Annotated in this window: 23 protein-coding genes; 12 read left to right on the plus strand and 11 right to left on the minus strand. The window is 64.6% G+C overall.

Annotated elements, in window-relative coordinates; all coding sequences use genetic code 11:
* Positions 1–72: 72 nt before the first annotated feature.
* Positions 73–3,966, plus strand: a complete 3,894-nt coding sequence (gene purL, locus VNM24_14210; protein HWQ39737.1) for a phosphoribosylformylglycinamidine synthase — start codon at positions 73–75, stop codon at positions 3,964–3,966.
* Positions 3,967–3,996: 30 nt separating this feature from the next.
* Here the strand turns inward: purL and VNM24_14215 are convergent, their stop codons facing one another.
* The 4 genes from VNM24_14215 to VNM24_14230 all read right to left on the minus strand — a co-directional run bounded on the left by VNM24_14215 (position 3,997) and on the right by VNM24_14230 (position 6,029).
* The gene (locus VNM24_14215; GenBank protein ID HWQ39738.1) at positions 3,997–4,845 is read right to left on the minus strand and encodes a peptidylprolyl isomerase; all 849 of its coding nucleotides are present in this window, start codon (positions 4,843–4,845) and stop codon (positions 3,997–3,999) included.
* A 61-nt stretch (positions 4,846–4,906) separates the two neighbouring features.
* The gene (locus tag VNM24_14220) at positions 4,907–5,188 is read right to left on the minus strand and encodes a BolA family protein (protein ID HWQ39739.1); all 282 of its coding nucleotides are present in this window, start codon (positions 5,186–5,188) and stop codon (positions 4,907–4,909) included.
* Positions 5,185–5,487: a YciI family protein gene (locus VNM24_14225; GenBank protein HWQ39740.1), complete on the minus strand. Its 303-nt coding sequence runs from the start codon at positions 5,485–5,487 to the stop codon at positions 5,185–5,187. The genes VNM24_14220 and VNM24_14225 overlap by 4 nt, the downstream gene beginning before the upstream one ends.
* 2 nt (positions 5,488–5,489) lie before the next feature.
* Positions 5,490–6,029: a septation protein A gene (locus VNM24_14230; protein ID HWQ39741.1), complete on the minus strand. Its 540-nt coding sequence runs from the start codon at positions 6,027–6,029 to the stop codon at positions 5,490–5,492.
* 117 nt (positions 6,030–6,146) lie between these two features.
* Between VNM24_14230 and VNM24_14235 the strand changes: the two genes are divergently transcribed.
* Genes VNM24_14235 through VNM24_14245 form a run of 3 tightly spaced genes read left to right on the plus strand, consistent with a single transcriptional unit; the run spans position 6,147 to position 8,133 of the window.
* Positions 6,147–6,626, plus strand: coding sequence for a carboxymuconolactone decarboxylase family protein (locus VNM24_14235; protein HWQ39742.1), 480 nt, complete (start codon positions 6,147–6,149; stop codon positions 6,624–6,626).
* Between the two features lie 55 nt (positions 6,627–6,681).
* Positions 6,682–7,353: a nitroreductase gene (locus VNM24_14240; GenBank protein HWQ39743.1), complete on the plus strand. Its 672-nt coding sequence runs from the start codon at positions 6,682–6,684 to the stop codon at positions 7,351–7,353.
* Between the two features lie 12 nt (positions 7,354–7,365).
* Positions 7,366–8,133: a glucose 1-dehydrogenase gene (locus VNM24_14245; protein HWQ39744.1), complete on the plus strand. Its 768-nt coding sequence runs from the start codon at positions 7,366–7,368 to the stop codon at positions 8,131–8,133.
* 21 nt (positions 8,134–8,154) lie between these two features.
* Here VNM24_14245 and VNM24_14250 read toward each other — a convergent pair whose 3' ends face one another.
* The 7 genes from VNM24_14250 to VNM24_14280 form a co-directional block, all read right to left on the minus strand.
* On the minus strand, positions 8,155–11,004 hold the full coding sequence (locus tag VNM24_14250) for an aconitate hydratase (GenBank protein HWQ39745.1): 2,850 nt from the start codon (positions 11,002–11,004) through the stop codon (positions 8,155–8,157).
* 39 nt (positions 11,005–11,043) lie between these two features.
* Positions 11,044–11,478 carry a DUF3617 family protein gene (locus VNM24_14255; GenBank protein HWQ39746.1) on the minus strand — a complete coding sequence of 145 codons (435 nt, stop codon included), beginning with the start codon at positions 11,476–11,478 and terminating at the stop codon, positions 11,044–11,046.
* A 13-nt stretch (positions 11,479–11,491) separates the two neighbouring features.
* Positions 11,492–12,943: a bifunctional 2-methylcitrate dehydratase/aconitate hydratase gene (locus VNM24_14260; GenBank protein ID HWQ39747.1), complete on the minus strand. Its 1,452-nt coding sequence runs from the start codon at positions 12,941–12,943 to the stop codon at positions 11,492–11,494.
* A gap of 31 nt (positions 12,944–12,974) precedes the next feature.
* Entirely contained in the window at positions 12,975–13,574 is a 600-nt protein-coding gene (locus VNM24_14265) for an isoprenylcysteine carboxylmethyltransferase family protein (GenBank protein HWQ39748.1), read from the minus strand.
* 51 nt (positions 13,575–13,625) lie between these two features.
* Positions 13,626–14,783 carry a 2-methylcitrate synthase gene (prpC, locus tag VNM24_14270; GenBank protein ID HWQ39749.1) on the minus strand — a complete coding sequence of 386 codons (1,158 nt, stop codon included), beginning with the start codon at positions 14,781–14,783 and terminating at the stop codon, positions 13,626–13,628.
* A gap of 46 nt (positions 14,784–14,829) precedes the next feature.
* Positions 14,830–15,714, minus strand: a complete 885-nt coding sequence (gene prpB / locus VNM24_14275; GenBank protein HWQ39750.1) for a methylisocitrate lyase — start codon at positions 15,712–15,714, stop codon at positions 14,830–14,832.
* Between the two features lie 160 nt (positions 15,715–15,874).
* Positions 15,875–16,855 (minus strand): malate dehydrogenase, encoded by a 981-nt coding sequence (locus tag VNM24_14280; protein HWQ39751.1) that lies wholly within the window; start codon positions 16,853–16,855, stop codon positions 15,875–15,877.
* Positions 16,856–17,067: 212 nt separating this feature from the next.
* On the opposite strand from VNM24_14280, the gene VNM24_14285 reads away from it, so the two are divergent.
* From VNM24_14285 to VNM24_14320, 8 genes are all read left to right on the plus strand, one after another.
* A complete protein-coding gene (locus VNM24_14285; protein ID HWQ39752.1) occupies positions 17,068–17,805 on the plus strand; it encodes a GntR family transcriptional regulator in 738 nt (245 codons plus the stop codon).
* 47 nt (positions 17,806–17,852) lie between these two features.
* Positions 17,853–18,230: a succinate dehydrogenase, cytochrome b556 subunit gene (gene sdhC / locus VNM24_14290; GenBank protein HWQ39753.1), complete on the plus strand. Its 378-nt coding sequence runs from the start codon at positions 17,853–17,855 to the stop codon at positions 18,228–18,230.
* A complete protein-coding gene (gene sdhD, locus VNM24_14295; GenBank protein ID HWQ39754.1) occupies positions 18,227–18,571 on the plus strand; it encodes a succinate dehydrogenase, hydrophobic membrane anchor protein in 345 nt (114 codons plus the stop codon). Before sdhC ends, sdhD begins: the two co-directional genes overlap by 4 nt.
* Positions 18,572–20,356, plus strand: coding sequence for a succinate dehydrogenase flavoprotein subunit (sdhA, locus tag VNM24_14300; protein ID HWQ39755.1), 1,785 nt, complete (start codon positions 18,572–18,574; stop codon positions 20,354–20,356). It begins immediately after the preceding gene.
* A 35-nt stretch (positions 20,357–20,391) separates the two neighbouring features.
* Complete coding sequence (locus tag VNM24_14305) at positions 20,392–21,087, plus strand: succinate dehydrogenase iron-sulfur subunit (GenBank protein HWQ39756.1); 696 nt, start codon at positions 20,392–20,394, stop codon at positions 21,085–21,087.
* Positions 21,088–21,101: 14 nt separating this feature from the next.
* Positions 21,102–21,329, plus strand: a complete 228-nt coding sequence (locus VNM24_14310) for a succinate dehydrogenase assembly factor 2 (protein HWQ39757.1) — start codon at positions 21,102–21,104, stop codon at positions 21,327–21,329.
* A gap of 80 nt (positions 21,330–21,409) precedes the next feature.
* Positions 21,410–22,714: a citrate synthase gene (gltA, locus tag VNM24_14315; protein HWQ39758.1), complete on the plus strand. Its 1,305-nt coding sequence runs from the start codon at positions 21,410–21,412 to the stop codon at positions 22,712–22,714.
* Between the two features lie 109 nt (positions 22,715–22,823).
* Positions 22,824–25,691, plus strand: coding sequence for a 2-oxoglutarate dehydrogenase E1 component (locus tag VNM24_14320; protein ID HWQ39759.1), 2,868 nt, complete (start codon positions 22,824–22,826; stop codon positions 25,689–25,691).
* Positions 25,692–25,710: the final 19 nt, after the last annotated feature.

The raw sequence follows: 25,710 nt of genomic DNA on the forward strand, positions 1-25,710 counted from the left end.
CGCGCGACTCGTCACCTCTCATGCGTCACCCGTCACCGTATAATTGCGCTTTAGTCACTCCTGCGAGCTCAGATGCCCGAGTTCCTCAGCTTGCGCGGCCGCAACGCGCTCTCGGACTTTCGCCTTCGCAAACTCCTCTCCGCACTTCAGCACGCCGTCCCGGCGGTCCGGGGAATCTCGGCCGAATACCGGCATTTCGTCGAGCTCAAGGCGTCTCTGCCCCCCCGGCTGCGGGCCGTCCTCGAGCGCATCCTGAGCTACGGCCCGGTCGCCCATCGCGTCGATCGCAAAGGACGGATGCTGCTGGTCGTGCCGCGGCTCGGCACGATTTCTCCGTGGGCCTCCAAGGCCACCGATATCGCGCATTCCTGCGGCCTGGACCTGGTCACGCGCATCGAGCGCGGTGTGGCGTATTACGTGCGCACGGCGGGCAACAGGCCGCTCGCGGATTGCGAACGCGCGCGCCTCTTGCCGCTGATTCACGACCGCATGACGGAGACGGTCCTCGATTCGCTGGAGGCGGCCCGCGAGCTGTTTCATCGCCATACCCCGCGGCCGATGTCCACGGTGGATCTCCTGGGCGAGGGGCGGGCCGCATTGGAACGCGCCAACCGGGCAATGGGACTCGCGTTGTCCGACGACGAGATGCAATACCTGCTCGAGAGCTTCCGGTGCGAGGCGCGCAACCCGACGGACGTCGAGTTGATGACGTTCGCCCAGGCCAACTCGGAGCATTGCCGGCACAAGATCTTCAACGCCGACTGGGCGATCGACGGCCAGCGGCAGCCGAGGTCGTTGTTCGCGATGATTCGCGAGACGCACAGGCGCAATCCGCAGGGGACGGTGGTGGCGTATGCCGACAACGCGGCGGTCATGGAAGGAACTCGGGTGCGCCGCTTCTTCCCGGATGCTTCCGGCGTCTACGGATACGGCGAGGAAACCATCCATATCCTGATGAAGGTGGAAACGCACAATCATCCGACCGCCATTTCGCCGTTTCCTGGAGCGGCCACCGGCGCGGGCGGAGAGATCCGCGACGAAGGCGCCACCGGCCGCGGCGCCAGGCCCAAAGCCGGCTTGACGGGCTTCAGCGTTTCCCATCTGCGCATACCGGGCTATGAGCAGCCATGGGAAAAGGTCTCGATCGGCAAGCCCGATCGGATCGCCTCGCCGCTCGCGATCATGATCGAGGGGCCGATCGGAGCCGCATCGTTCAACAACGAGTTCGGCCGTCCGAATCTGCTCGGCTATTTCCGGACCTACGAGCAGGTGGTGGACGGCGTGGCGCGCGGCTATCACAAGCCCATCATGCTCGCGGGCGGTGTGGGCAATATCCTGGCATCCCAGGCGCACAAGGCACCGGTATACGCTGGCGCGCTGATCGTACAGCTGGGCGGGCCCGGCATGCTGATCGGCATGGGCGGCGGCGCTGCGTCGAGCATGACGACCGGGGTCAATGCTGCGGACCTCGATTTCGACTCGGTGCAACGCGGCAACGCCGAGATGCAGCGCCGCGTTCAGGAGGTGATCGACCGCTGCTGCGCGATGGGCGCCGACAATCCCATCGTTTCGATCCACGACGTGGGCGCGGGCGGACTCGCCAACGCGCTGCCCGAGCTGGTGCATGCCGCCGGCTGCGGAGCACGTATCAATCTGCGCGAGATTCCATCGGAAGAGCCGGGCATGACCCCGATGCAGATCTGGTGCAACGAAGCGCAGGAGCGCTACGTGCTCGCCGTCGCACCGGAACGTTTCGAGGTGTTGCGCGCGCTGTGCGCGCGCGAACGCTGTCCGTACGCAATACTGGGCAAGGCGACCGCTGATGGCCGCCTGGTGGTGGAGGATCCGCTGTTCGGCAACAGTCCGGTCAACGTCGACTTGGAAGTGATTCTCGGCAAGCCGCCACGGATGTTGCGCGAAGCGTCCAGGATTGCGCGCCGGCTACCACCACTGGATCTGGCGGGGGTGGACCTGTACGACGTGGCGCTTCGAGTATTGCGCTTTCCCGCAGTGGCGGACAAGACGTTTCTCGTTGCCATCGGCGACCGCAGTGTTGGCGGCCTGTGCGCGCGCGATCCGTTCGTCGGGCCATGGCAGGTACCAGTGGCGGATGTGGCGGTTACTCTGATGGGATTCGAGACTTATCGCGGGGAAGCGTTTTCCATCGGTGAACGCGCGCCGCTCGCTGTTATCGACGGCCCGGCCTCGGGACGCATGGCAGTGGGCGAAGCGATTACCAATCTCGCCGCCGCCAGGGTGGAAAAGCTCGCTGATGTGAAGTTGTCGGCCAACTGGATGGCGGCGGCCGGTTACCCCGGAGAAGACGCGGTGCTCTACGACACCGTGCGCGCGGTCGCCCTGGAACTGTGCCCGGAGCTCGGTCTGAGCATTCCGGTAGGCAAGGACTCGATGTCGATGCGCACGAGTTGGGAAGATTGCGGCACGAAGAAGGAAGTGGTGGCGCCGCTGTCGCTCGTGGTGTCGGCGTTTGCGCCCTGCTTGGACGCGCGCAAGACGCTCACGCCGCAACTGGCCGCGCTCGAAGGCAGCGCGCTGTTGCTCATCGACCTGGGTGCAGGCAAATGCCGCCTGGGAGGGTCCGTGCTGGCGCAGGTACTCGATCAGATCGGTGCCGAGACCCCGGACCTGGACGAGCCCCGAAAGCTGAAGGCGCTGTTCGAAACCTTGCAGACTCTGAATGAGCAGGGCCGGCTGCTTGCCTACCATGACCGTTCGGACGGTGGGCTGTTCGCCACCCTGTGCGAAATGATGTTTGCCGGCCACGTAGGCGTGACGGTCGAGCTGGGCTCGGTGGCACAGCGGCGCGGCGTCATCGCCGCTTTGTTCAACGAAGAGCTGGGCGCCGTCCTGCAGGTGCGCGACGAGGACGTGGCGGCGGTGAGAGAGGCTTTCGAGCGAGCGGGTCTGGGTGCCGAGCTGTCGATTCTCGGGCTGGTGAACCGCGCCGGACGCCTTGTCGTCAATGTCGGAGGCCGAGAGGTCTTCAACGAGCTGGGCACGGTGCTGCAGCGCGCGTGGTCGGAGACGAGCTTTCGCATCCAGCGGCTGCGCGACAATCCGCAGTGCGCTCAAGAGGAATTCGACCGCATTCTCGACGCCGCCGATCCCGGGGTGCGCCCCTGGCTGAGCTTCGATCCCTCGGAGGACGTCGCCGCACCCTACGTCGTGAGGGGAATCCGCCCCAAGGTGGCGATCCTGCGCGAGCAGGGCGTCAACGGCCACGTGGAGATGGCGGCGGCTTTCGACCGCGCGGGTTTCGAGGCGCACGACGTACATATGACCGATCTGCTGGCCGGCAGAGTGCGGCTCACTGGGTTTCAGGGGATCGTGGCCTGCGGCGGGTTCTCCTATGGAGACGTGCTCGGCGCGGGCGAGGGCTGGGCGAAATCGATCCTGTTCAATCCGCGGGCGCGCGAGGAGTTCGAGGCGTTTTTCCACCGCTCTGACAGCTTCGCGCTCGGCGTGTGTAACGGCTGCCAGATGATGTCGAACCTGCGCGAACTGATCCCGGGGGCGGGCGCCTGGCCGCATTTCGTGCGCAACAAGTCCGAGCAGTTCGAGGCCCGCTTCGTGACGGTGGAGGTCTGCCGCAGCCCGTCGCTGTTTCTCTGCGGCATGGAGGGCTCGCGAATACCGGTGGCGACCGCGCACGGCGAGGGCTATGCCGAGTTCTCGTCGGCAGCCGCGCGCGAGCGGGCGGCGCCCCTGGTGGCCTTGCGCTTCGTCGACAACTACGGGCGCATCACCGAGCGCTATCCATTCAATCCCAACGGCTCCCCGCAAGGCGTGACGGGACTTACCACGCCGGACGGACGCTTCACCATCCTCATGCCGCATCCCGAGCGCGTATTCCGCAGCGTCCAGAACTCCTGGCATCCCCCGCAGTGGGGAGAGGACGGTCCCTGGCTGCGGATGTTTCGCAACGCCCGTCGCTGGGTCGGTTAGCGTTCGGTGCTTCCGCGGTCAAAGCCGCAGCTACTTCTTCTCCGCTTCCGCGGCGCTGACCGAGCCGACCTTCTCGATCTTGGCCTTGGCGCGCAGCGCGTCGATGTACTCGCCGCGCGCCCGGGCGAGGAGCGCCTCGCGGATCTGAGGCTTCACCGCTTCGTATTCGGGAAACGGCGGCGCGCGTTCGTCAAGCACCTGCACGACGTGGTAACCGAACTGCGTCTGCACCGGCTGCCTCGTGTATTCGCCTTTCTTGAGCTGCCTGAGCGCCTCGCCAAACGGGGCGACGAAACGCTCCGGCTCGCTCCAGGCCAGTTCGCCGCCTTTTTCGCGCGAGCCCGGGTCGGTGGATTTCTCCTTCGCCAGTGCAGCGAAATCGGCGCCGTTCTGCAATTGTTCGATGATCGCCCTGGCTTGCGCTTCATCCTTGACCAGGATGTGGCGCGACAGGTACTCCTTGCGACCGGAACCGGTGTTCTCCGACTTCACCTTGTCGTATTCCTTGCGCATCGCCGCCTCGTTCGGCTCGTACTTCTTGAGAAAATCATCGAACAGCACCGAGAGCAGAATCTGCTGGCGTGCGATGTCCATCTGCGCGATGTAAGCCGGGTCCCTGTCGAGTTTGCGCCGGAGCGCTTCTTGCGCCAGGACCTCTCGGGTGATCAGGACGTCGCGCAGTTCCTCGCGGAATTCGGGAGTGTCGGCCTGCCCTTGCGCCAGCTGGCTCTTGGCGACCAGTTCCAGGCGTGACTGAGGAATCGACACTCCATTGACCTTGGCGATCGGCTTGGTCGAAGTACCGTCGGCGGCCAGAGCGGAAAGGGGAAAGATCAGCGCAGCGAAGCAGGCCGATCGGAGAAATGGATGCAGATTCATTGCAGTTCCTCTGTGTGGTGGGACATCGAAAAGCGCCGTCTGGTCTGTGGTTGTGCCGGAATCAATGCTTTCCGGCGGCGGCTTCCCAGGGAGTATAAGCCCGAATCGACAGCGCATGGATCGGGTTGGGCATGAGGCCGGCCAGAGCGTCATAGACCATGCGGTGCCGCGCCAGCGGTTGCTGTCCCTCGAATTTTGCCGAAACCACGACGATCTCGAAATGACCGCCACCGGATTCCTTGGCGCCGGCGTGGCCGGCGTGCCGGTGGCTCTCGTCGAGGACCTCGAGGAATAGCGGCTGCAGCGCCGAGAGGCGTGCCCGGATGGTTTGCTCGACGCTCACTCCGGAAAGATCCTGCAGAAGGGCTTTACGACCACGGCGGCGAACACGCCTTCGGTCACGTAGGGATCGGCCTCGATCCAGGCGCGGGCGGCCTCCAGTGAATCGAACTCCGCGACGATCAGACTGCCGGACATTCCGGCCGGCCCCGGTTCGGGGCTGTCGATCGCGGGGAAAGAGCCCGCCAGCAGCAATCGGCCCGCTTGCACCAGCGCCTCGATCCGTTTCAAATGCGCCGCGCGAACCGCCATGCGCCTGGACAGGCTGTCCGCAACGTCCTCGCCGATGATGGCGTAGAACACCGCTAGCGTTTCTCCTCGTGGTGGATGTGGCGCGACAGCAGCAGCGCTTGCGCGAAGGCGAAGATCAGCAGCAGGCCGATTCCGCCGAAGAGCTTGAAATTGACCCAGACCTCGGTGGCGAACCGATAGGCGACAAACAGGTTCAGGGTACCCATGACGATGAAAAAGCCGACCCAGCTCAGGTTCACTTTGCGCCACACGGGCTCGGGCAGAGCGATTTGTTTGCCCATCATCGCGCGCATCAGGTTCTTCCCGAAAACGACCTCCGAACCGAAAAGAACGGCACCGAACAGCCAGTAGAGCACGGTGGGCTTCCACTTGATGAAGGTCTCGTCGTGCAACAGCAGCGTGGCGCCGCCGAACACCACGATGATCGCCAGCGACGCCCACAGCATGTTGTCGACTTTGCGGTGCCGCGTCCAGGACCAGGCTACCTGGGCAAAGGTGGCGGCGATGGCGACCGCAGTCGCTGCGTAGATCCCGTAGAGCTTGAACGCCACGAAGAAGACGATGACGGGAAAGATGTCGAACAGGAATTTCATGATCCGGACCGATGGCAAGCGCGCATTATGCAGGCAGACTCCGCGAGCGTCCAACCAGGCCCTTTCGGAGCCGATGTTAAGATGCGGGGCGTTCGATCACCGTTGGAAGGAGAGAAGATGGCACAGGTCAGGCTCGTGAACTACGCCGAAGCGCCGCCGGCGGCGCGTGCGGTGTTCGACGACATCATGGCGACGCGCGGCACGGACTATGTGAACAACATCTGGCGGGCGCTGGCGGTGCATCCCCCGTTGCTCCAGCGCTTCTGGGGGCAATTGAAGGAAGTCATGGTGCGACCTTCGCTGCTCGACCCGCTGACCAAGGAACTGATCTACCTTGCCGTGAGCATCACCAACAACTGCGAATACTGCATCAACTCGCACATCGCGGCGGCGCGCAGAAAAGGCATGAGCGACGCCCTGCTCGCCGAGCTGAACGAGATCGTGGCACTCGCCAACGCGGGCAACCGCCTCGCCAACGGCTTCCAGGTAGAAGTGGACGAGGTCTTCAAGTCAACGGCGAAGACGGCTGCGTGGAAGGCGCCGCGGCGAAAAGCCTCATCGAAGCGGATGAGCCGTCGGTCTGCGCGCAGGGCCTAGCCGCCGAAGGCTCCATCGAGTTTGTACCTGCAAGGAGGCGGGCGAGGGACAGGGGATGGAGTTCGAATCGGTAGTGCGCAGCCGTTACAGCTGCAGGCGATTCCTGGATCGGCTCGTGCCGAGGTCCACGATCGAGAACATCCTCGATCTGGCCCAGCACACGCCGTCCTGGTGCAACTGCCAGCCCTGGCAAGTCGTGCTGCTGAGCGGAGCGCCGCTCGAGCGCTTGCGCCAGACGCTGTATGCCCATGCCGCATCCGGCAATCCGCCCGCGCCGGATTTTGCCTTCCCCCGGCGCTACACGGGAGTCTACCGAGAGCGGCGCAAAGTGTGCGCGCTGCAGCTCTATCGCTCGCTGGGTATCGGGCGCGATGACGGCGAGGCGGCGCACAGGCAGTCGCTGGAGAACTTTCGCCTGTTCGGCGCGCCGCATCTGGCACTCATCACCACCGAGGAGGACCTCGGCGTCTACGGCGCGATCGACTGCGGGCTGTACGTGGCGACCTTCCTGCTGGCGGCAAGGAACTACGGCGTGGACTGCATCGCCCAGGCAGCGCTCGCTTCGTATCCTGAACTGATCAGAAGGGAGCTGAGCTTGCCCGCGCAGCGCAAGCTCGTGTGCGGGATCTCGTTCGGCTACGCGGATGCGGCGCATCCGATTCACGCCTATCGTACGGAACGTGCGCCGATCGAAGCGGCCGTCGCATGGGTGAACGCGCCGCCATGAAGGAGGAGTCAAGTGCCTGAGCCGCTGGGATTCGATCTCGAGGGCAAAGTGGTGCTCGTCACCGGCGCGGGGCGCGGTATCGGGCGCGCGATCGCGCTGGCCTGCGCGCAGGCCGGCGCGGATCTCGGCGTGGGCAGTCGTCACGTCGAGGAGTGCGAGCGCGTCGCCGCGCAATGCCGGACATCGGGCGTGCGGGCCAGTGCCTGGCCGCTGGACGTCGCCAGCACGGCCAGCATCCGGCGGTTCGTCGATGCGGCGCTCGGCGCCTACGGGAAGATCGACGCGCTGGTGAACAATGTAGGCCTGACGATCGTCAAGCCGGCGCTGGAGCTGTCGGAGGAGGAGTTCGACTCGATCTCCAGCGTCAATCTCAGAGCGCCGTTCTTTGCTTCGGTGGCGGTGGCCCGGAGCATGATCGAACGCGGCCTCAAGGGCACGATCGTGAACATCAGCTCCCAAGTCGGCCATGTCGGCGGACCGCTGCGTGCGGCCTACGCCGCGGCCAAGGGAGGCCTGAATTCCCTCACGCGCTCGCTGGCCGCGGAATGGGCGCCGTACGGCATTCGCGTGGTCGGCGTCTCGCCCACGTTCACCCGTACCGAGATGCTGGAAAGAGGCGCGCAGAATGCCGAATTCAAGAGGAACTTCGAACGCATCCCGCTCGGCCGGCCGGCGGAGCCGGAGGAAGTCGCGGCGGCAGTGGTCTATCTCGCCAGCGAAGCCGGGCGGTTCGTCACCGGCCATACGCTCCTGGTGGACGGAGGATTCACCATCGTCTAGCGCCAGCCGGCCCGCGAAGCTTCAGGCAGCAGCCAGTATTTCCCGCAGCACGTACGGCAGGATGCCTCCGTGCCGGTAGTAGTCGACCTCGATCGGCGTGTCGATTCGTACCTTCAGCGACACCTCGCGCGTGGAGCCGTCCTTGCGCCGGATCACCAGCGTGCAGTCCTGCTGCGGCTTGAGGTCGCCGTCGACACCGACGATGTCGAACGTCTCCTCGCCGCTGATGCCGAGCGATGCCGCACTGTCGTCGCCCTTGAACTGCAACGGCAGCACGCCCATGCCGACCAGGTTGCTGCGATGGATGCGCTCGAAGCTGCGCGCGATCACGGCTCTGATACCCAGGAGCTGTGTGCCTTTGGCGGCCCAGTCGCGCGACGAACCGGTGCCGTATTCCTCGCCGCCGAAGACCACCGTCGGCACGCCTTCCCGGATGTAGCGCATCGCGGCGTCATAGATGAACATCTGTTCGCCCGACGGCTGGTGGATCGTGAGGCCGCCCTCGACGCGCGAGCCGTCGGGCTTGGGCGGGATCATCAGGTTCTTGATGCGCACATTGGCGAACGTGCCGCGCATCATCACCTCGTGGTTGCCGCGCCGTGCGCCATACGAGTTGAAGTCCGCCTTCGTCACGCCGTGCTCGAGCAGCCACTTGCCGGCCGGCGAGGTCTCCTTGATCGAACCGGCCGGCGAGATGTGATCGGTGGTGATCGAGTCGCCGAAGATGCCGAGCGCGCGCGCGCCGCGGATCGGCGCCAGCGGCGCCGGCTGCATCGTGAAGTCCTTGAAGAACGGCGGCTCGGCGATATAGGTCGACTTCGGCCACGTGTAGACGTCGCCGCTCGCGCCTTTGATCCCCTTCCACAGCTCACCCGGATCGGTCTTCACGCGGCCGTAGTTGGCGGCGTAGACCTTCGGGTCCATGGCCTTCTTCAGCAGCGCATAGATCTCATCCGAAGACGGCCAGATGTCGCCGATCCATACGTCGCGCCCGTCCTTGCCGCGGCCGATCGGCTCGGTCATCAGGTCCTTCAGCATGGTGCCGGCGATCGCGTAAGCGACGACCAGCGGCGGCGAGGCGAGGAAGTTTGCCTTCAGATTCGGGTGGATGCGCGCCTCGAAGTTGCGGTTGCCCGACAGCACCGCCGCGCACACGAGGTCGTGTTTGACGATCGCATCGTTGATCTCGGGCGCCAAGTCGCCGGCGTTGCCGATACAAGTGGTGCAGCCGTACGCGGCCACCGCAAAGCCGAGCTGCTCCAGATACGGCAGCAGGCCGGTCTTCTGCAGGTAATCGGTGACGACGCGCGAACCGGGGGCGAGCGAGGTCTTGATGTGTCTTTTCACCGTCAGGCCGCGCTCGACCGCCTTTTTCGCCAACAGACCGGCCGCCAGCAGCACGCCGGGGTTGGACGTGTTCGTGCACGAGGTGATCGCGGCGATCAACACGTCGCCGTGGCCGATCGTCAGCCGCTCGCGCGCCGGCACATGTTTGACCGCGGGGTGGGCGGCGGCAAGCGTGGCGCGGTTGTTGACCATTTCGACGACGTCCACCGGCGCGCCGGGTTCGACCTCGGGTTCGTCCTGCGCCGGCGTTGTGGCCGGACCGATCGGGAAACGCTCGGTCAGGCGTTCGGCAGGCTGTCCGAACCCGCTTTCCGCGCCGGGCGCGGTGACCGGATTGCTGAACAGACGCGTGAACGTCTTCTTGACGTTGCCGATTTCGATCCGGTCCTGCGGCCGCTTCGGCCCCGCCAGCGACGGCGCCACCGTGCCGAGGTCGAGCGAGACCACGTGGCTGTAGTCGATCTCCCCCTGCTTCGGGATGCCAAACAGCTTCTGCGCCTTGAAATACGCCTCGAACGCGGCGATCTCGTCGGCCGTGCGGCCGGTGCCGCGGAAGTATTCGATCGTTTTGCCGTCGACCGGGAAGAAGCCCATCGTGGCGCCGTACTCCGGCGCCATGTTGGCGATGGTGGCGCGATCCGGCACCGACAGCGACTCGGTGCCGGGGCCGAAGAACTCGACGAACTTGCCCACCACCTTTTCCTTGCGCAGGATCTCGGTGACGGTCAGCACGAGGTCGGTGGCGGTCACGCCGTCGCGCAGTTTGCCTTTCAGCTCGAAGCCGACCACGTCCGGTGTCAGGAAGTACACCGGTTGGCCGAGCATGCCGGCCTCGGCCTCGATGCCGCCCACGCCCCAGCCGACCACGCCGATGCCGTTGATCATCGTGGTATGGCTGTCGGTGCCGACCAGCGTGTCCGGGTAGTACACGCCGTCCTTCCTGTGCACGCCGCGTGCCAGGTACTCGAGGTTGACCTGGTGCACGATGCCGAAACCGGGCGGCACGACACCGAACGCGTCGAACGCCTGCATGCCCCACTTCATGAACTCGTAGCGCTCGCGGTTGCGTTGAAACTCCAGCTTCATGTTCAGGTCGAGCGCGTCCTTGCCGCCGTAGTGGTCGATCATCACCGAGTGGTCGACCACCAGATCGACCGGTACCAGCGGTTCGATCAGCTTGGGATTCTTGCCCATCGCCCGGGCGACGCCGCGCATCGCCGCCAGATCGGCCAGCAGCGGCACGCCGGTGAAGTCCTGCAGCACGATGCGGGCGACGACGAAGGGGATCTCCTCGGTGCGCGGCGCGTTCGGTTTCCAGTTGGCCAACTGGCGAACGTGCGCCTCGGTCACCTTCTGGCCGTCGCAGTTGCGAAGAACCGATTCGAGCACGAGGCGGATCGACACCGGCAGACGCGAAATCGGTCCGACGCCGGATCGTTCCAGCTCCGGCAACGAGTAGAGCTTGCCTTTCCTGCCGGGGGTGATGGCGAAGTCTTGCAGGGTGTCGTGCAGATTGTGCGGCATGGCATTCACCGGGGTGCTTGCGGTTGGTCCTTCGCAGGACTATCGGGCGCAGGGTCCGATCATCCGCGCGTCGATGAGTGACTTCACTTCGCGCCGGCCGTACAGCGGCGGCGAGTACTTCGCCTGCACCTCGCCCGAGTAGGCTGACTGCAGATCCCCCTTGAACACACCGTGGGTCGTCACCGTCGAGGCGCCGAGCTTGCAGACGGACTGGATCGAGAAACCGTCGGCAGCGTGCTGCGCCACAGCCTCGGAGCAGTCCTTTTGCGCAACGCCGCCGCCGGCGGTCACGGCCAGATCGTCGGCCTGCGAATCAATGCAGTACTGAGCCACGCTCGCTGTGGGCTGGCCGCTCACCGTGATCTTGATCTCCCACAGGCCGCTGGCGCGGCGCGGCGGTTCGTCGCCTCGGGCCGCAACGGCGAACAGCGCGCAAACCGCGGCAATCAGCAGACGCAGGATCGAAAAAGTCATCCCTGGACTCCTCTCAAATGACGAAGAGATCGACGAACTCGTTGACTGGCGTGGACCCCAGCCGCCGGGCGTCCATGCACAGATCGAGAATGCGCTGCTGCTGCTTGGGCGGAAAGCGCCGCGCGAGGTTGGTCTTGAACTTCTCGACCAGGATCGGCATGCCTTCCTGGCGCCGGCGCTTGTGGCCGATCGGATACTCGCAGACGAACTCGCCCAGCCGCGTGCCGTCGTTGAACTCCACGGTGAGCGCATTGGCGATCGAGCGCTTCTCGGGATCGTGATAGTCCTTGGTGAACTGCGGGTCTTCCACGCAGACGATCTTCTCGCGCAGCGCGTCGATCCGCGGGTCTGAAGCCACGTCGTCCTCGTAGTCCTCCGCGGTCAATCGCCCGAAGAGAATGGGAACCGCCACCATGTACTGGATGCAGTGATCGCGGTCGGCCGGATTGTCGAGCGGCCCCTTCTTGTCGATGATACGGATCGCCGCCTCGTGGGTCCGGATCGTGATCCTGCGGATGTCTTCCGGCTTGCGCCCGCTCTTCTTCATCTGCGCATGGATGTCCATGGCGCATTCGACCGCGGTCTGGGCATGGAATTCTGCAGGGAACGAGATCTTGAAGAGCACGTTCTCCATCACGTAGCTGCCATAAGGGCGCTGGAACTTGAATTCCTTGCCTTTGAACAGTACGTCGTAGAAACCCCAGGTCTTGGCCGTGAGCACCGAGGGATAGCCCATCTCCCCGGTGCGGGCGATGAGTGCCAGGCGAACCGCCCGGCTGGTGGCATCGCCGGCCGCCCAGCTCTTGCGCGAGCCGGTGTTGGGCGCGTGGCGGTAGGTGCGAAGGCTTTGCCCGTCGACCCAGGCCTGCGATAGCGCGTTGATGATCTCTTCCCTGGTCAGCCCCAGCAGCCACGCCACCACGGCCGTGGACGCCACCTTGACCAGCACCACGTGATCGAGCCCGACCTTGTTGAAACTGTTCTCCAGCGCGATGCAGCCCTGGATCTCGTGCGCCTTGATCATGGCGGTGAGCACCTCCTGCATCGTGAGCGGCTTCTTGCCGCCCGCGACCGCGACGCGCGAGAGCCAATCGGCGGTGGCCAGAATGCCGCCCAGGTTGTCCGAGGGATGTCCCCATTCGGCCGCGAGCCAGGTGTCGTTGAAATCCAGCCAGCGGATCATCGTGCCGATGTTGAACGCGGCCTGCACCGGGTCGAGCTGAAACTGGGTGCCTGGCACCTTTGCGCCGTTGGGCACGATCGTGCCGGGCACGATTGGCCCGAGCAGTTTGGTGCAGGCGGGATATTCCAGCGCCTGGAGCCCGCAGCCCAGCGTGTCCATCAGGCAGTAGCGCGCCGTGTCGTAGGCCTCCTTGCGGGTGATTTCGTAGCCGATGACGTAATCGGCGATGTCGACCAGGACCTTGTCCGGTTTGGGGCGGATACTCGAGATAGCCGAAGTCATCTGTTGGCTCGATCGATCAAGTTTATGAACATCAGAACAGCTGCGGGATTACATGCCAGTAGTGAAGGCGTTCGACGACTTCCCAGAGCAGGAAGGCCCACAGCAGCCACATCGCCCCGAAGATCCCACGGCGCACACGCAAGGGACTGACGGATACTTCCGGAGGCTCGTGGTACTGGGCAAATCGCGGCATCCAGCGCGGAGTCTTTTCCCGGTAGATGGCGTACGCGGGCCCGAATCGGCGCAGAAGCTCGGCTTCCTCGCGAGCGACCACGGCTGGGTAATGGATCCAGAACATCACAGCGAGCACAGCGGCCAGCGTGGGCTGCTCGACGGCGAGTCCCAGACCGATCAATCCCACGAAGTTGAAAACATACAGAGGGTTGCGAACCACGGAATAAGGGCCCGTGGTAACCAGCTCCTTGTTCTTGTTACCCCCGATGAAGATCAAGCACCACACTCGCCCAAGCGTGGCGATCACCAGAAGGACGTAACCAGCCAGCTCAGAGGCAAGCTCCAGGAATTCCGGCAGATAGGCCGGCGGGCGGGCAAGGGTTGCGTAGGCGAGCGCGGCCAGCACGGCAAGCCGCGTGATGAGCATCCGTTGTTCGGCAAGAATCGGTCTGGGCATGATGTCGTTTCTCCGGAACACGGAGTGAAGTCGGCGCTTCAATGTTCGCCTTTAGCTGCGCTTTTCGATCGGAATCCACTTCAGATTCTCCGGGCCGACATAGTTGGCGCCCGGCCGGATGATCTTGCCGTCGATGCGTTGCTCGATGACATGCGCCGACCAGCCGGAGGTGCGGCTGATCACGAAGATCGGCGTGAACAGCGCGGTGGGAATGCGCATCATGTGGTAGCTAACGGCCGAGAACCAGTCGAGGTTGGCGAACATCTTCTTCTCGCGCCACATGACGCTTTCGATGCGCTCGGCGATCGCGAACAGCCGCTTGTCGCCGGCCTCCTCGGAGAGCCGCCGCGCGACCTCCTTGATGACCTTGTTGCGGGGATCGGAGACGGTGTAGACCGGATGGCCGAAGCCGATGATGATCTCCTTGGCGGCGATGCGCCGCTTGATGTCCTCTTCGGCCTCGTCTGCAGTGGGGTAGCGGTTCTGGGTCTCGAAGGCGACCTCGTTTGCGCCCCCGTGCTTGGGTCCGCGCAGCGCCCCGATGGCGGCGGCGATGCAGGAATAGAAATCCGAGGAGGTACCAGCCACGACTCTCGCGGCAAACGTCGACGCATTGAATTCGTGCTCGGCGTAGAGAATGAGCGAGGTGTGCATGGCGCGCTCCCAGCTCTCCGGCGGCGGCTTGCCGTGCAGCAAGTGCAGGAAATGCGCGCCGATCGAATCGTCGTCGGTCTCGGTCTCGATGCGCCGGCCGTTGTGGCTCCAGTGGTACCAGTAGAGCAGCATGGAGCCGAAGGAGGCCATCAGCCGGTCGGCGATGGCGCGCGCGCCCGGCGCGTTGTGGTCATGGCTCTCGGGCAGCACCGCGCCGAGCGCGGAACAGGCCGTGCGCAGCACGTCCATCGGGTGGGCCGAGGCGGGTAGCCACTCGAGCACGGCCTTGACGTTGGCCGGGATGCCGCGCAGGGATTTCAGGCGGCTCTTGTAAGCGGCGAGTTCGGTCCGGGTCGGCAGCTTCTCGTGCACCAGCAGATAGGCGATTTCCTCGAATTGCGCCTGGTCGGCGAAATCCAGAATGTCATAGCCCCGATAATGCAGGTCGTTCCCCGTGCGTCCGACGGTGCACAGCGCCGTATTGCCGGCGGTCACACCCGAGAGCGCCACCGACTTCTTGGGTTTCAGTACGCCCGCCGCCACGTCGTCGCTCATGATCTCCTCCTGTCGTTGCTCAGTCCAGACGCCAAGCGCCTCGCGCTCACCTGCGCCTGGCGAAAAGTTCGTCGAGCTTGCGTTCGTACTGGTGATAGTCCAGATAGTCGTAGAGCTCGTCGCGGGTCTGCATGGTGTCCAGCACGCCCCTCTGCGTGCCTTCGCGGCGTACCGTCTCGTAGACCCGCAACGCCGCCTTGTTCATGGCGCGAAACGCGGAGAGCGGGTAGAGCGCGAGGGCGACGTCGGCCGAACGCAGTTCCTCCACGGTGAACAGCGGCGTTTTCCCGAACTCTGTGATGTTGGCCAATATCGGTACCTTCACCGCACCGGCGAACTTGCGGTACATGGCGAGTTCCGTGACCGCCTCGGGAAAAATCATGTCGGCACCGGCCTCCACGTAACGCGCGGCGCGCTCGATGGCGCGCTCGAGACCCTCGGCCGCGAGCGCGTCGGTGCGCGCCATCACCACGAAGGACGGATCGGTACGCGCGTCGACCGCGGCCTTGAGCCGGTCGCACATTTCATCTGCGGAGACGATTTCCTTGCCCGGCCGATGGCCGCAGCGCTTGGCACCCACCTGGTCTTCGATATGCATGGCGGCGGCGCCGAACTTGATCAGGGACTTCACCGTGCGCGCGACGTTGAAGGCGCTCGCGCCGAAACCGGTGTCCACGTCGACCAGCAGCGGCAGCGTGCACGCGTCGGTAATGCGGCGCACATCGGTCAGCACGTCGTCCAGCGTCGATATCCCCAAGTCGGGCAGGCCGAGCGATCCGGCTGCCACCCCACCGCCCGACAGGTAGATCGCACGGTATCCGACCCGCTGCGCCAGACGCGCATGGTAGGCATTGATCGCGCCGATGACCTGCAGCGGTCTTTCAGCCGCGAGCGCATCGCGGAATCTCTTGCCTGGAGTCGCTTCGATCATTGCGGATGCATCCTCCTGTTCGAGCCGCAGGGATCAAGGGCTACCCGAGGCCCGTTCTGCTGCGACGAGCCCGCGGGGCGCGAACCGCAAGCGGGGATCGGCGCGGTGGGGTCTCATTGCTTGGCGGCGCTGGGGTGAACTAAGGCTTCGGCGAGCGCACTCAGTCCAGCAGGTGCTCGATTGCATTGCGTTCTTCTTCCAGCTCCCTGAGCGTGGCCTCCATCTTCTCGCGGCTGAAGGCGTCGATCTCCAGGCCCTGGACGATCTGGTAGCCGCCGTCGCCGCAGATCACCGGATAGCCGAAGATGAGGTCTTGCGGGATCGCATACGAACCATCGGACGGGACACCCATGGTAGTCCACTTGCCGCGGGTACCTAGCACCCAGTCGTGCACATGGTCGATGGCGGCACTGGCGGCTGAGGCCGCGGAAGACAGGCCGCGTGCCTCGATGATCGCAGCACCGCGTTTGGCCACGGTGGGAATGAACACTTCCCGATACCACCTTTCGTCGCCGATCACACTGGGTGCCGGCCGTCCGTCGATGGTGCAGAAGCGATAGTCCGGGTACATGGTCGGTGAATGATTCCCCCAGACGATCATCCGCTCGATCGACTGCACGGGCTTGCCGCTTTTCGCGGCGAGCTGGGAGAGGGCCCGATTGTGATCCAACCGCAGCATCGCCGTGAAGTTTTCGCGCGCCAGGCCCGGCGCGCTCTTCATGGCGATGTAGGCATTGGTGTTGGCGGGGTTGCCGACCACCAGCACCTTCACGGTGCGCTTGGCGACTTCCTCCAGCGCCTTGCCCTGGACCGTGAAGATCGCGCCGTTGGCTTCCAGCAGGTCCTTGCGTTCCATGCCCTTGGTGCGCGGCCGGGCGCCTACAAGCAGCGCGATGTCGCAGTCCCTGAAAGCGACCTTGGGGTCATCGGTGACGACCAGACCCGCCAGCAGCGGGAAGGCGCAGTCCTCCAGCTCCATGACGACCCCTCGCAGGGCCGTCAACGCCGGTGTGATCTCCAGCAGTTGCAGGATGACCGGCTGGTCCTTCCCGAGCATCTCGCCGCTGGCGATGCGAAACAGCAGGCTGTAGCCGATCTGGCCGGCGGCGCCGGTGACTGCGACACGAACGGGGGCCTTCATGCGGAGTTCCTTGGAGTAGTCCTGGCTGCGTGTGGGGGTCAGCGCAGTGGGTGGGAACGTGAATTCGCGCGACGGAGTTTGAGTGCCCGCTTTTTTTCGCACGGAATGTTAGCGATCCGGGGATTGCGGTGTCAACGAACTCGGATATCTTATATAAGACACAGGTCTGAGTTGGACGGCACGCATTCTTTGGGCTTAGAATCGTTTTCGACATGAAGTCGCCTGCTTCCAGCCCGCCGGCGTATCAGCCGCTTTACCGGCAGATCAAGCACTTGATCACCGAGTCTCTAGTGTCCGGCGAGTGGAAGCCCGGTCAGCCCATCCCCAGCGAGATCGAACTCGCGCAGCGCTACAGCGTGAGCCAGGGCACGGTGCGCAAGGCGATCAGCGAACTGGCGGAGCAGAAACTGCTCATCCGCCAGCAGGGCCGGGGAACATTCGTGGCCTCCCACTCGGAAGAGCGCAAGAGCTTCCCGTTTCTCAGGATAACGCCCGACCGGGGAAGGCTGGAATCGGTCTCGGCCAGCCTGATCGATTTTTGGCGCATCAAACTGGATGCGGAGTCGGCCCGCAAGCTTGGAACCAGGGAGTCGGCCAGCGCCTATCTTGTCAGACGCCTGCTCGCTCCGGCAGGCAGCAGCGTCGTCTATGAAGAAATTCGGCTACCCGCCGCGATGTTCGACGGGCTGAGCGCCGAAACCATCGATCTGTACCACTGCATGCTCTACAGCATGTACGAGTCGGCGTTTCAGGTGCGTATCCTGCACGTCGACGAGCAGCTCAAGGCCGTGTCGGCAGAAGGGGAGGTGGCTGCCCGCTTGAACGTGGAGCCGGGAGCGCCGCTGCTCTTGATCGACCGCGTTGCCTATACTTACGCCGACAAACCGGCCGAGCTGCGGCGCAGCTACTGCGATACGCGGGAGCATCACTACCGCAACCGCATCGTGTAAGAGCCGCCTGATCGCCGCGGGGCGCTGCCCCGAGGATCAACAAGACAATGACCGCCGCGCCAAGACCGAAATACCTGAATCTGTTCGAGATCCGCCAGCCGGTGCCCGCCGTGGTGTCGATTCTGCACCGGGTGAGCGGCGCGCTGCTGTTCCTTTTCGCCTGGGCATTGCCGTGGGCGCTGCAGACGCTGTTGCAGTCGCCCGCGGGCTTTGATCGCGTCGTGTCGCTGCTCGATCACTGGCTCGTAAAACTGCTTGCGACCAGCCTGCTGTGGGCTTTCCTGCATCATTTCTTCGCCGGCGTTCGCTTCCTGCTTCTGGATCTGCACGTGGGAGTCGGGCTCGCATCGGCGCGCGCGTCGAGCTGGGCGGTGCTGGCGCTGAGCCTCCTGCTCACCGCTGCGATCGGAGTGGCGCTGTGGTGAAGCGGCTCGTCGTCGGCGCTCACTACGGGCTGCGCGACTGGCTCGCGCAGCGCGTGACGGCTGTGGTCATGGCGGTTTACTCGATTCTGTTCGTGGCCACGCTCGCAATCTGTGCTCCGGCCGGCTATGAAGACTGGCACGCGATCTTTTCTTGGCAGTGGATGCGGCTCGCCAGCCTGGTCTTCCTGCTGAGCTTGTTCTGGCACGCCTGGATCGGCATGCGCGACATCTTCATGGATTACATCAAGCCCGCCGGGCTTCGGCTCGCGTGCCATGTCCTGGTGCTGCTGCTCCTGGTTGCCTATGCGGGATGGGCGATCCAGATCCTCTGGAGCATCTGAATGGCACTTCCGGTCAAGTCGTTCGATGCGGTGATCGTCGGCGCCGGTGGCGCGGGGATGCGCGCCTCGCTGCAGCTCGCGGAGGCGGGATTCAAGGTGGCGGTGCTGTCTAAGGTGTTTCCCACGCGTTCGCACACGGTAGCGGCGCAGGGCGGTATCGGGGCGGCGCTCGGCAACATGGGCGAGGACAACTGGCTCTGGCACATGTACGACACGGTCAAGGGATCCGATTACCTCGGCGACCAGGACGCGATCGAATTCATGTGCCGCGAAGCGCCCCAGGTCGTGATCGAGCTGGAGCACTTCGGCATGCCGTTTGATCGCAATCCGGACGGCACGGTGTATCAGCGGCCCTTCGGCGGGCATTCGCGCAACTTCGGCGAGCGCCCGGTGCAGCGCAGTTGCTGCGCCGCGGACCGGACCGGGCACGCGATGCTGCACACGCTGTATCAGCGCAACCTGCGGGCGAACACCCTGTTTCTGGTGGAGTGGATGGCGCTCGACCTCATCCGCGAGGCGTCCGGACAGGTGCTGGGCGTGACGGCGCTGGAAATGGAGACCGGCGAGGTCTACATCCTGCGCGGGCGAGCGGTGCTGTTCGCCACCGGCGGCGCCGGGCGTGTGTTCGCTTCCAGTACCAACGCGTTCATCAACACCGGCGATGGCCTGGGCATGGCCGCCCGCGCCGGCATCCCGCTCGAGGACATGGAGTTCTGGCAGTTTCATCCAACCGGGGTGGCCGGCGCCGGCGTGCTGATCACCGAAGGGGTGCGCGGCGAGGGCGGTTATTTGCTCAACAGCAAGGGCGAGCGCTTCATGGAGCGCTACGCCCCGACCATGAAGGACCTTGCGTCGCGCGACGTGGTCTCGCGCGCCATGGCCACCGAGATCAAGGAAGGCCGTGGCTGCGGCCCCGACGGCGACTACCTCCTGCTCAAACTCGATCATCTGGGGCCGCAAGTTATCGACAGCCGCCTGCCCGGTATCCGCGAGATCGCGCGCAAGTTCGCCAACGTCGATCCGGTCAAGGAGCCCATTCCCGTGGTGCCGACCTGCCACTACATGATGGGCGGCATCCCGACCAACTATCGCGGAGAAGTCGTCGTGCCGGCCAATGGCAACCCGGAGAGCGTCGTGCCGGGCTTCTACGCGGCGGGTGAATGCGCCTGTGCTTCGGTGCACGGTGCCAATCGCCTGGGAACCAACTCGCTCACCGATCTGCTGGTGTTCGGGCGCGCGGCGGGAGACTCGATGATCCGGTTCCTGCGCGAGAACCCGCTGCACAAGGACTTGCCCAGGGATGCTGCCGACCGCACGCTGGCACGGCTGGCGCGGCTGGACAGCCAGAAGGATGGAGAGAGAGTGCCCGAGATCGCGGCCGAGCTGCGCCGCACGATGCAGGCGCACTGCGGAGTGTTCCGTTTTCCCGACCTGCTCGCCGAGGGCGTGCGCAAGATCAAGGAGGTGGAGCGCCGCGCGCAGCGCAGCGCGATCCAGGACAGGAGCAGGGTGTTCAACACGGCACGGGTCGAAGCGCTCGAACTGGACAATCTGGTCGAGGTGGCGGTGGCCTCGCTGGTGTCGGCCGAGGCACGCAAGGAAAGCCGCGGCGCACACGACCGCGCCGATTGCCCGGATAGGCCCGAGTTCCCGAACGGCCGCGACGACAGGCAGTGGCTGAAGCACACGTTGTGGTTCAAGGAGGGCTGTCGCCTGGAGTACAAGCCCGTACACCTCAAGCCGCTGACCGCCGAGCCGTTCGAACCGAGAGTGCGCACGTATTGAGCCTCGAGGCAAGCAACCACACGGAAGCCCTCAGCATGCGATTCAGGATCTACCGCTACGATCCCGACAAGGACGCCAGACCCTACCTGAAGGACTACGACGTCGCACTGCAATCCTCCGACCGCATGCTGCTCGATGCGCTGGTCCGGATCAAGGAAATGGACGACAGCCTGAGCCTGCGCCGGTCCTGCCGCGAAGGGGTGTGTGGATCGGATGCGATGAACGTCAATGGCAAGAACCGGCTCGCTTGCATTACGCGCCTGAGCGACTTGAAAGAGCCGGTCGAGATACGCCCGCTGCCCGGCCTGCCGGTGATCCGCGATCTGGTCGTGGACCTGAGCCAGTTCTTCAGGCAATACCACTCGGTGAAGCCTTACCTGATCAACGAGGAGCCGGCACCGGAAAGGGAGCGCCTGCAGTCTCCGCAGGAGCGGGCCCAACTCGACGGCCTCTACGAGTGCATTCTGTGCGCGTGCTGCTCGACCGCGTGCCCATCGTTCTGGTGGAATCCGGACAAATTCGTGGGCCCGGCGGGTCTGCTGCAGGCCTATCGCTTCATCGCCGACTCGCGCGATCGGGCCACCGGCGAGCGCCTGGACAACCTGGAAGATCCCTACCGGCTGTTCCGCTGCCATTCGATCATGAACTGTGTGGACGTCTGCCCGAAGGGCCTGAACCCGACGGCCGCGATCAGCGGCATCCGGGACATGCTGGCGCGGCGGGCCATCTAGGGAACGGCCGCACCATGATCGACGAGCATCGCATCCGCTGGCGCTGCAGGCGCGGGATGCTCGAGCTGGATCTGGTGTTGAGTCGCTTCCTAGATGCTCGCCTGGATCAGCTCACCGCGCAGCAGCGCGAGTCGCTGCTGCGGTTGCTGAGGCTGCCCGACGTTGATTTGTGGGACATGGTGAGCGGCAGGCGCGAAGCTCCGGATCCGGGCTGTGCGGAAATCGTCGCCCTCCTGCGTTAGGCTGCGCCGATCCGTGTGAGTCCGGGCGGGTGGAAACGGTAAACTTGCAGCTTCGACGCAGACGATCGGCGAACCCCCGCATGAAGCAGCCGCACACCGCAACGCTATCGGTCGACGACGGGTCCGCGCCCGTCGAATTCCCTGTCCTCTCGGGCACCCTGGGCCCCGATGTGGTGGACATCCGCACGCTCTACGCCAAGACCGGAAAATTCACCTACGACCCGGGTTTCCTGTCCACGGCGAGCTGCCGCTCGTCGATCACTTACATCGACGGCGACGCGGGCGTGCTGCTCTATCGCGGCTATCCGATCGAGCAGCTCGCCAGGCACTGCGACTATCTGGAGGTGTGTTACCTGCTCCTGCGCGGGGAGTTGCCCACGCCGAAGCAGAAGGAAGAGTTCGTCACCACGGTCACGCGCCACACGATGATTCATGAGCAGCTGGCGCGCTTCTATACCGGTTTTCGCCGCGATTCGCATCCCATGGCGGTCATGGTCGGAGTGGTGGGCGCGCTGTCCGCCTTCTACCACGACTCGCTCGACCTGAACAATCCGGAGCATCGGGAGATCTCGGCCTTCCGGCTGATCGCCAAGATGCCGACGATCACCGCGATGGCCTACAAGTACTCCATCGGGCAGCCGTTCATGTACCCGCTCAATTCGCTCTCCTACACCGCGAATTTCATGCGCATGATGTTCGGCGTTCCGGCCGAGGAATACAAGGTCAACGACGTGCTGGTGCGGGCACTGGATCGCATCTTCATCCTGCACGCCGATCACGAGCAGAATGCGTCCACGTCAACGGTGCGCATGGCGGGTTCCTCGGGCGCCAATCCGTTCGCCTGCATCGCTGCGGGCATCGCCTGCCTGTGGGGTCCGGCGCACGGGGGCGCGAACGAAGCGGCGCTCAACATGCTCGAAGAGATCGGCGATGTATCGAAGATCGGGCAGTTCATCGCCAAGGTGAAGGACAAGAATTCCGGGGTCAAGCTCATGGGCTTTGGCCACCGCGTGTACAAGAACTACGACCCGCGCGCCAAGCTGATGCGCGAGACCTGCTACGAGGTGCTGGGCGAACTGGGGCTGGAAAACGACCGGCTGTTCAAGATCGCGCTCGCCCTGGAAAAGATCGCGTTGGAAGACGACTACTTCGTCAGCCGCAAGCTCTATCCGAACGTCGATTTCTATTCCGGGATCGTGCAGCGCGCGCTGGGCATTCCGGTATCGATGTTCACCTGCATTTTCGCGCTGGCTCGCACAGTCGGCTGGATCGCGCAGTGGAACGAAATGATTGCGGATCCGGACCAGAAGATCGGGCGCCCGCGCCAGCTCTACACTGGCTCGGCAAAGCGCGACGTCGTGCCGCTCGAGCAGCGCGGGGACTGAACCGGGCGATGATCAACGCGCATCGGCAGCCGGTCGCCGACGCTTTTCGAGGTACAGAATGTACAGCTTGCGCCGCTCGTGTCGCGGGTAACACCCGGAGGGTCGCACCATGATGAAAGAATTCCTGAGCACTTCCTACCTCTTCGGCGCCAACGCCGCGTTCGTCGAGCAGCTCTACGAGGCCTATCTGGAGAACCCCGAAGCGGTAGCGCCGGAATGGCGGCGTTACTTCGATCAGCTTCAGGCGACTCCGGGCGCACGCGACGTTCCCCACGCGCCCATCGTGGAGTCCTTCGTGCAGTTGGCGCGCATGCGCGTGCCGCATGCCGTGCATGCGGCGGCGCGGTTCGACCGCAAGCAGGTCTCGGTAATCCAGCTGGTCGCCGAATACCGCTTCCGCGGCGTGTTCCTGGCCGATCTCGACCCGCTCAAGCGCCGCGAGCGTCCTCACATCGTCGAGCTGGAACCCGGCTACTACGATCTGACGGATGCCGACATGGACACGGTGTTCAACACCGGTTCGATGATCGGGCAGGAGCAGGCTACGCTGCGCGAGATCATCAAGGCGCTGCAGGAAACCTACTGCGGCACGCTCGGCGTGGAGTACATGTACATCAGCAACCGGGCCGAGAAGCGCTGGATCCAGGAGCGTCTGGAGCCGATCCGCTCCAAGCCGAGCTATTCCCCCGATTACAAGCGCCACATCCTCGAGCGCCTGACCGCTGCCGAGGGTCTGGAACGCTACCTGCACACGCGCTACGTGGGCCAGAAGCGCTTCTCGCTGGAAGGCGGCGAGACGCTGATCCCGATGCTGGACAACCTTCTGCAGCGGGCGGGCGAAGCGGGCGTGCAGGAAGTCGTGATCGGCATGGCCCACCGCGGACGGCTCAACGTGCTGGTGAACACGCTGGGCAAGATGCCGAAGGACCTGTTCGCGGAGTTCGAGGGCAAGCATGACAGCGCGCTGCTGGCCGGCGATGTCAAGTATCACCAGGGTTTCTCTTCCGACATCATGACCCCGGGCGGGCCCATGCACGTGAGCCTCGCGTTCAACCCTTCGCACCTGGAGATCGTCAATCCGGTGGTGGAGGGGTCGGTACGCGCACGCCAGCATCGGCGCAAGGATCGCGAAGGCAAGGAGGTACTGCCGGTCCTGTTGCACGGAGACGCCGCGTTCGCCGGCCAGGGCGTGGTGATGGAGACCCTGAACCTCTCCCAGACCCGCGGCTACGGTACCGGCGGCACGGTCCACATCGTCATCAACAACCAGATCGGATTCACGACGTCGGACCCGCGCGACACGCGCTCCACGCTGTACTGCACCGACGTGGTGAAGATGGTCGAGGCACCGATCTTCCACGTCAACGGCGACGATCCGGAAGCCGCGGTCATGGCCATCGAACTCGCGCTCGACTACCGGATGAAGTTCAAGAAGGACGTGGTGGTGGACCTGGTCTGCTTCCGCAAGCTCGGCCACAACGAGCAGGACGAACCGATGGTCACGCAGCCGCTGATGTACAAGATCGTCAATGCCCATCCCGGCACGCGCAAGCTCTACGCGGACAAGCTGGTGGCACAAGGGGTGGTCGGCGTTGAGGAGCCCGACGCGATGGCAGTGTCGTACCGCGAGGCGCTCGAGGCCGGATACCACACCAACAAGACCATTTTGTCCAACTACAAGCCGCCCTACGCGGTGGACTGGAGCCCGTACAGGAACACCCGCTGGGACGAGAACGACGACACGCAACTGCCCTTGGCGGATCTGCAGTTCCTGGCGCAGCGGCTGACCACCATCCCGCCCGAGTTCAAGCTGCATCCCAGGGTCGAGAAGATCATCGCCGACCGCCGCCTGATGGGGCAGGGCAAGATCCCGGTGGACTGGGGCATGGCCGAGAACCTGGCGTACGCTTCGCTGCTCAAGGAGGGCTACTCGGTGCGCCTGTCGGGGCAGGACTCTGGGCGGGGGACATTCTTCCACCGCCACGCAGTGCTGCACGACCAGAACCGGGAAAAGTGGGACCAGGGGATCTACATCCCCCTGCAGCACATCGCGCCCAACCAGGGCGATTTCGTGGTGATCGATTCGGTGCTCTCCGAGGAGGCCGTGCTCGGCTTCGAGTACGGCTACGCGACCTCGGAGCCAAACGAGCTGGTCGTCTGGGAGGCGCAGTTCGGCGATTTTGCCAACGGCGCGCAGGTGGTGATCGACCAGTTCATCGCCTCGGGCGAAGTCAAATGGGGCCGCATGTGCGGCCTGGTGCTGCTGCTGCCCCACGGCTACGAAGGACAGGGTCCCGAGCACTCATCGGGCCGGATCGAGCGCTTTCTGCAGTTGTGCGCCGACTACAACATGCAGATCTGCATTCCGGCCACGCCGGTGCAGATGTTCTTCCTCCTGCGCCGGCAGATGATCCGCCCCTATCGCAAGCCGCTGGTCATCTTCACCCCCAAGAGCCTGTTGCGCCACAAGGATTCCGTGTCGCCGCTGGAGGAATTCGCCCAGAGCAAGTTCAAGCCGGTCAACGGCGAATGGGACGCGGAGATCCGGCCGGAGAATGTCAAGCGCGTGATCTTCTGCAGCGGGAAGATCTTCTACGAGCTGCTCGCTGCGCGTCGCGAACGCAGCCGCAAGGACGTGGCGATCGTGCGCATAGCCCAGCTCTATCCGTTCCCGCACAAGGATTTCCAGGAGCAGATCGATCTGTACCGCAACGCCCGCGAAGTTCTCTGGTGCCAGGAAGAACCCGGCAACCAGGGCGCATGGCATCGCATCCAGCACTACCTGCTGCGCCACATGCGGCCGGACCAGATTCTGGCCTACGCATTGCGGCCCTCCTCGGCGTCTCCGGCGGTGGGCTATTTATCGCTGCACCTCGAGCAGCAGAAGGCGGTGGTGGATGCGGCGTTCGCCCCCATCACCGACAACGTCGTTGTGCCGGTGCAGGGCACGGCGCGCGCCGACGCGCGCGCGGGGTGAAGCCGCAGTTCACGATGAG

The sequence above is a fragment of the Burkholderiales bacterium genome (assembly GCA_035560005.1).
Taxonomy (GTDB): Bacteria; Pseudomonadota; Gammaproteobacteria; order Burkholderiales; family Eutrophovitaceae; genus DASRFY01.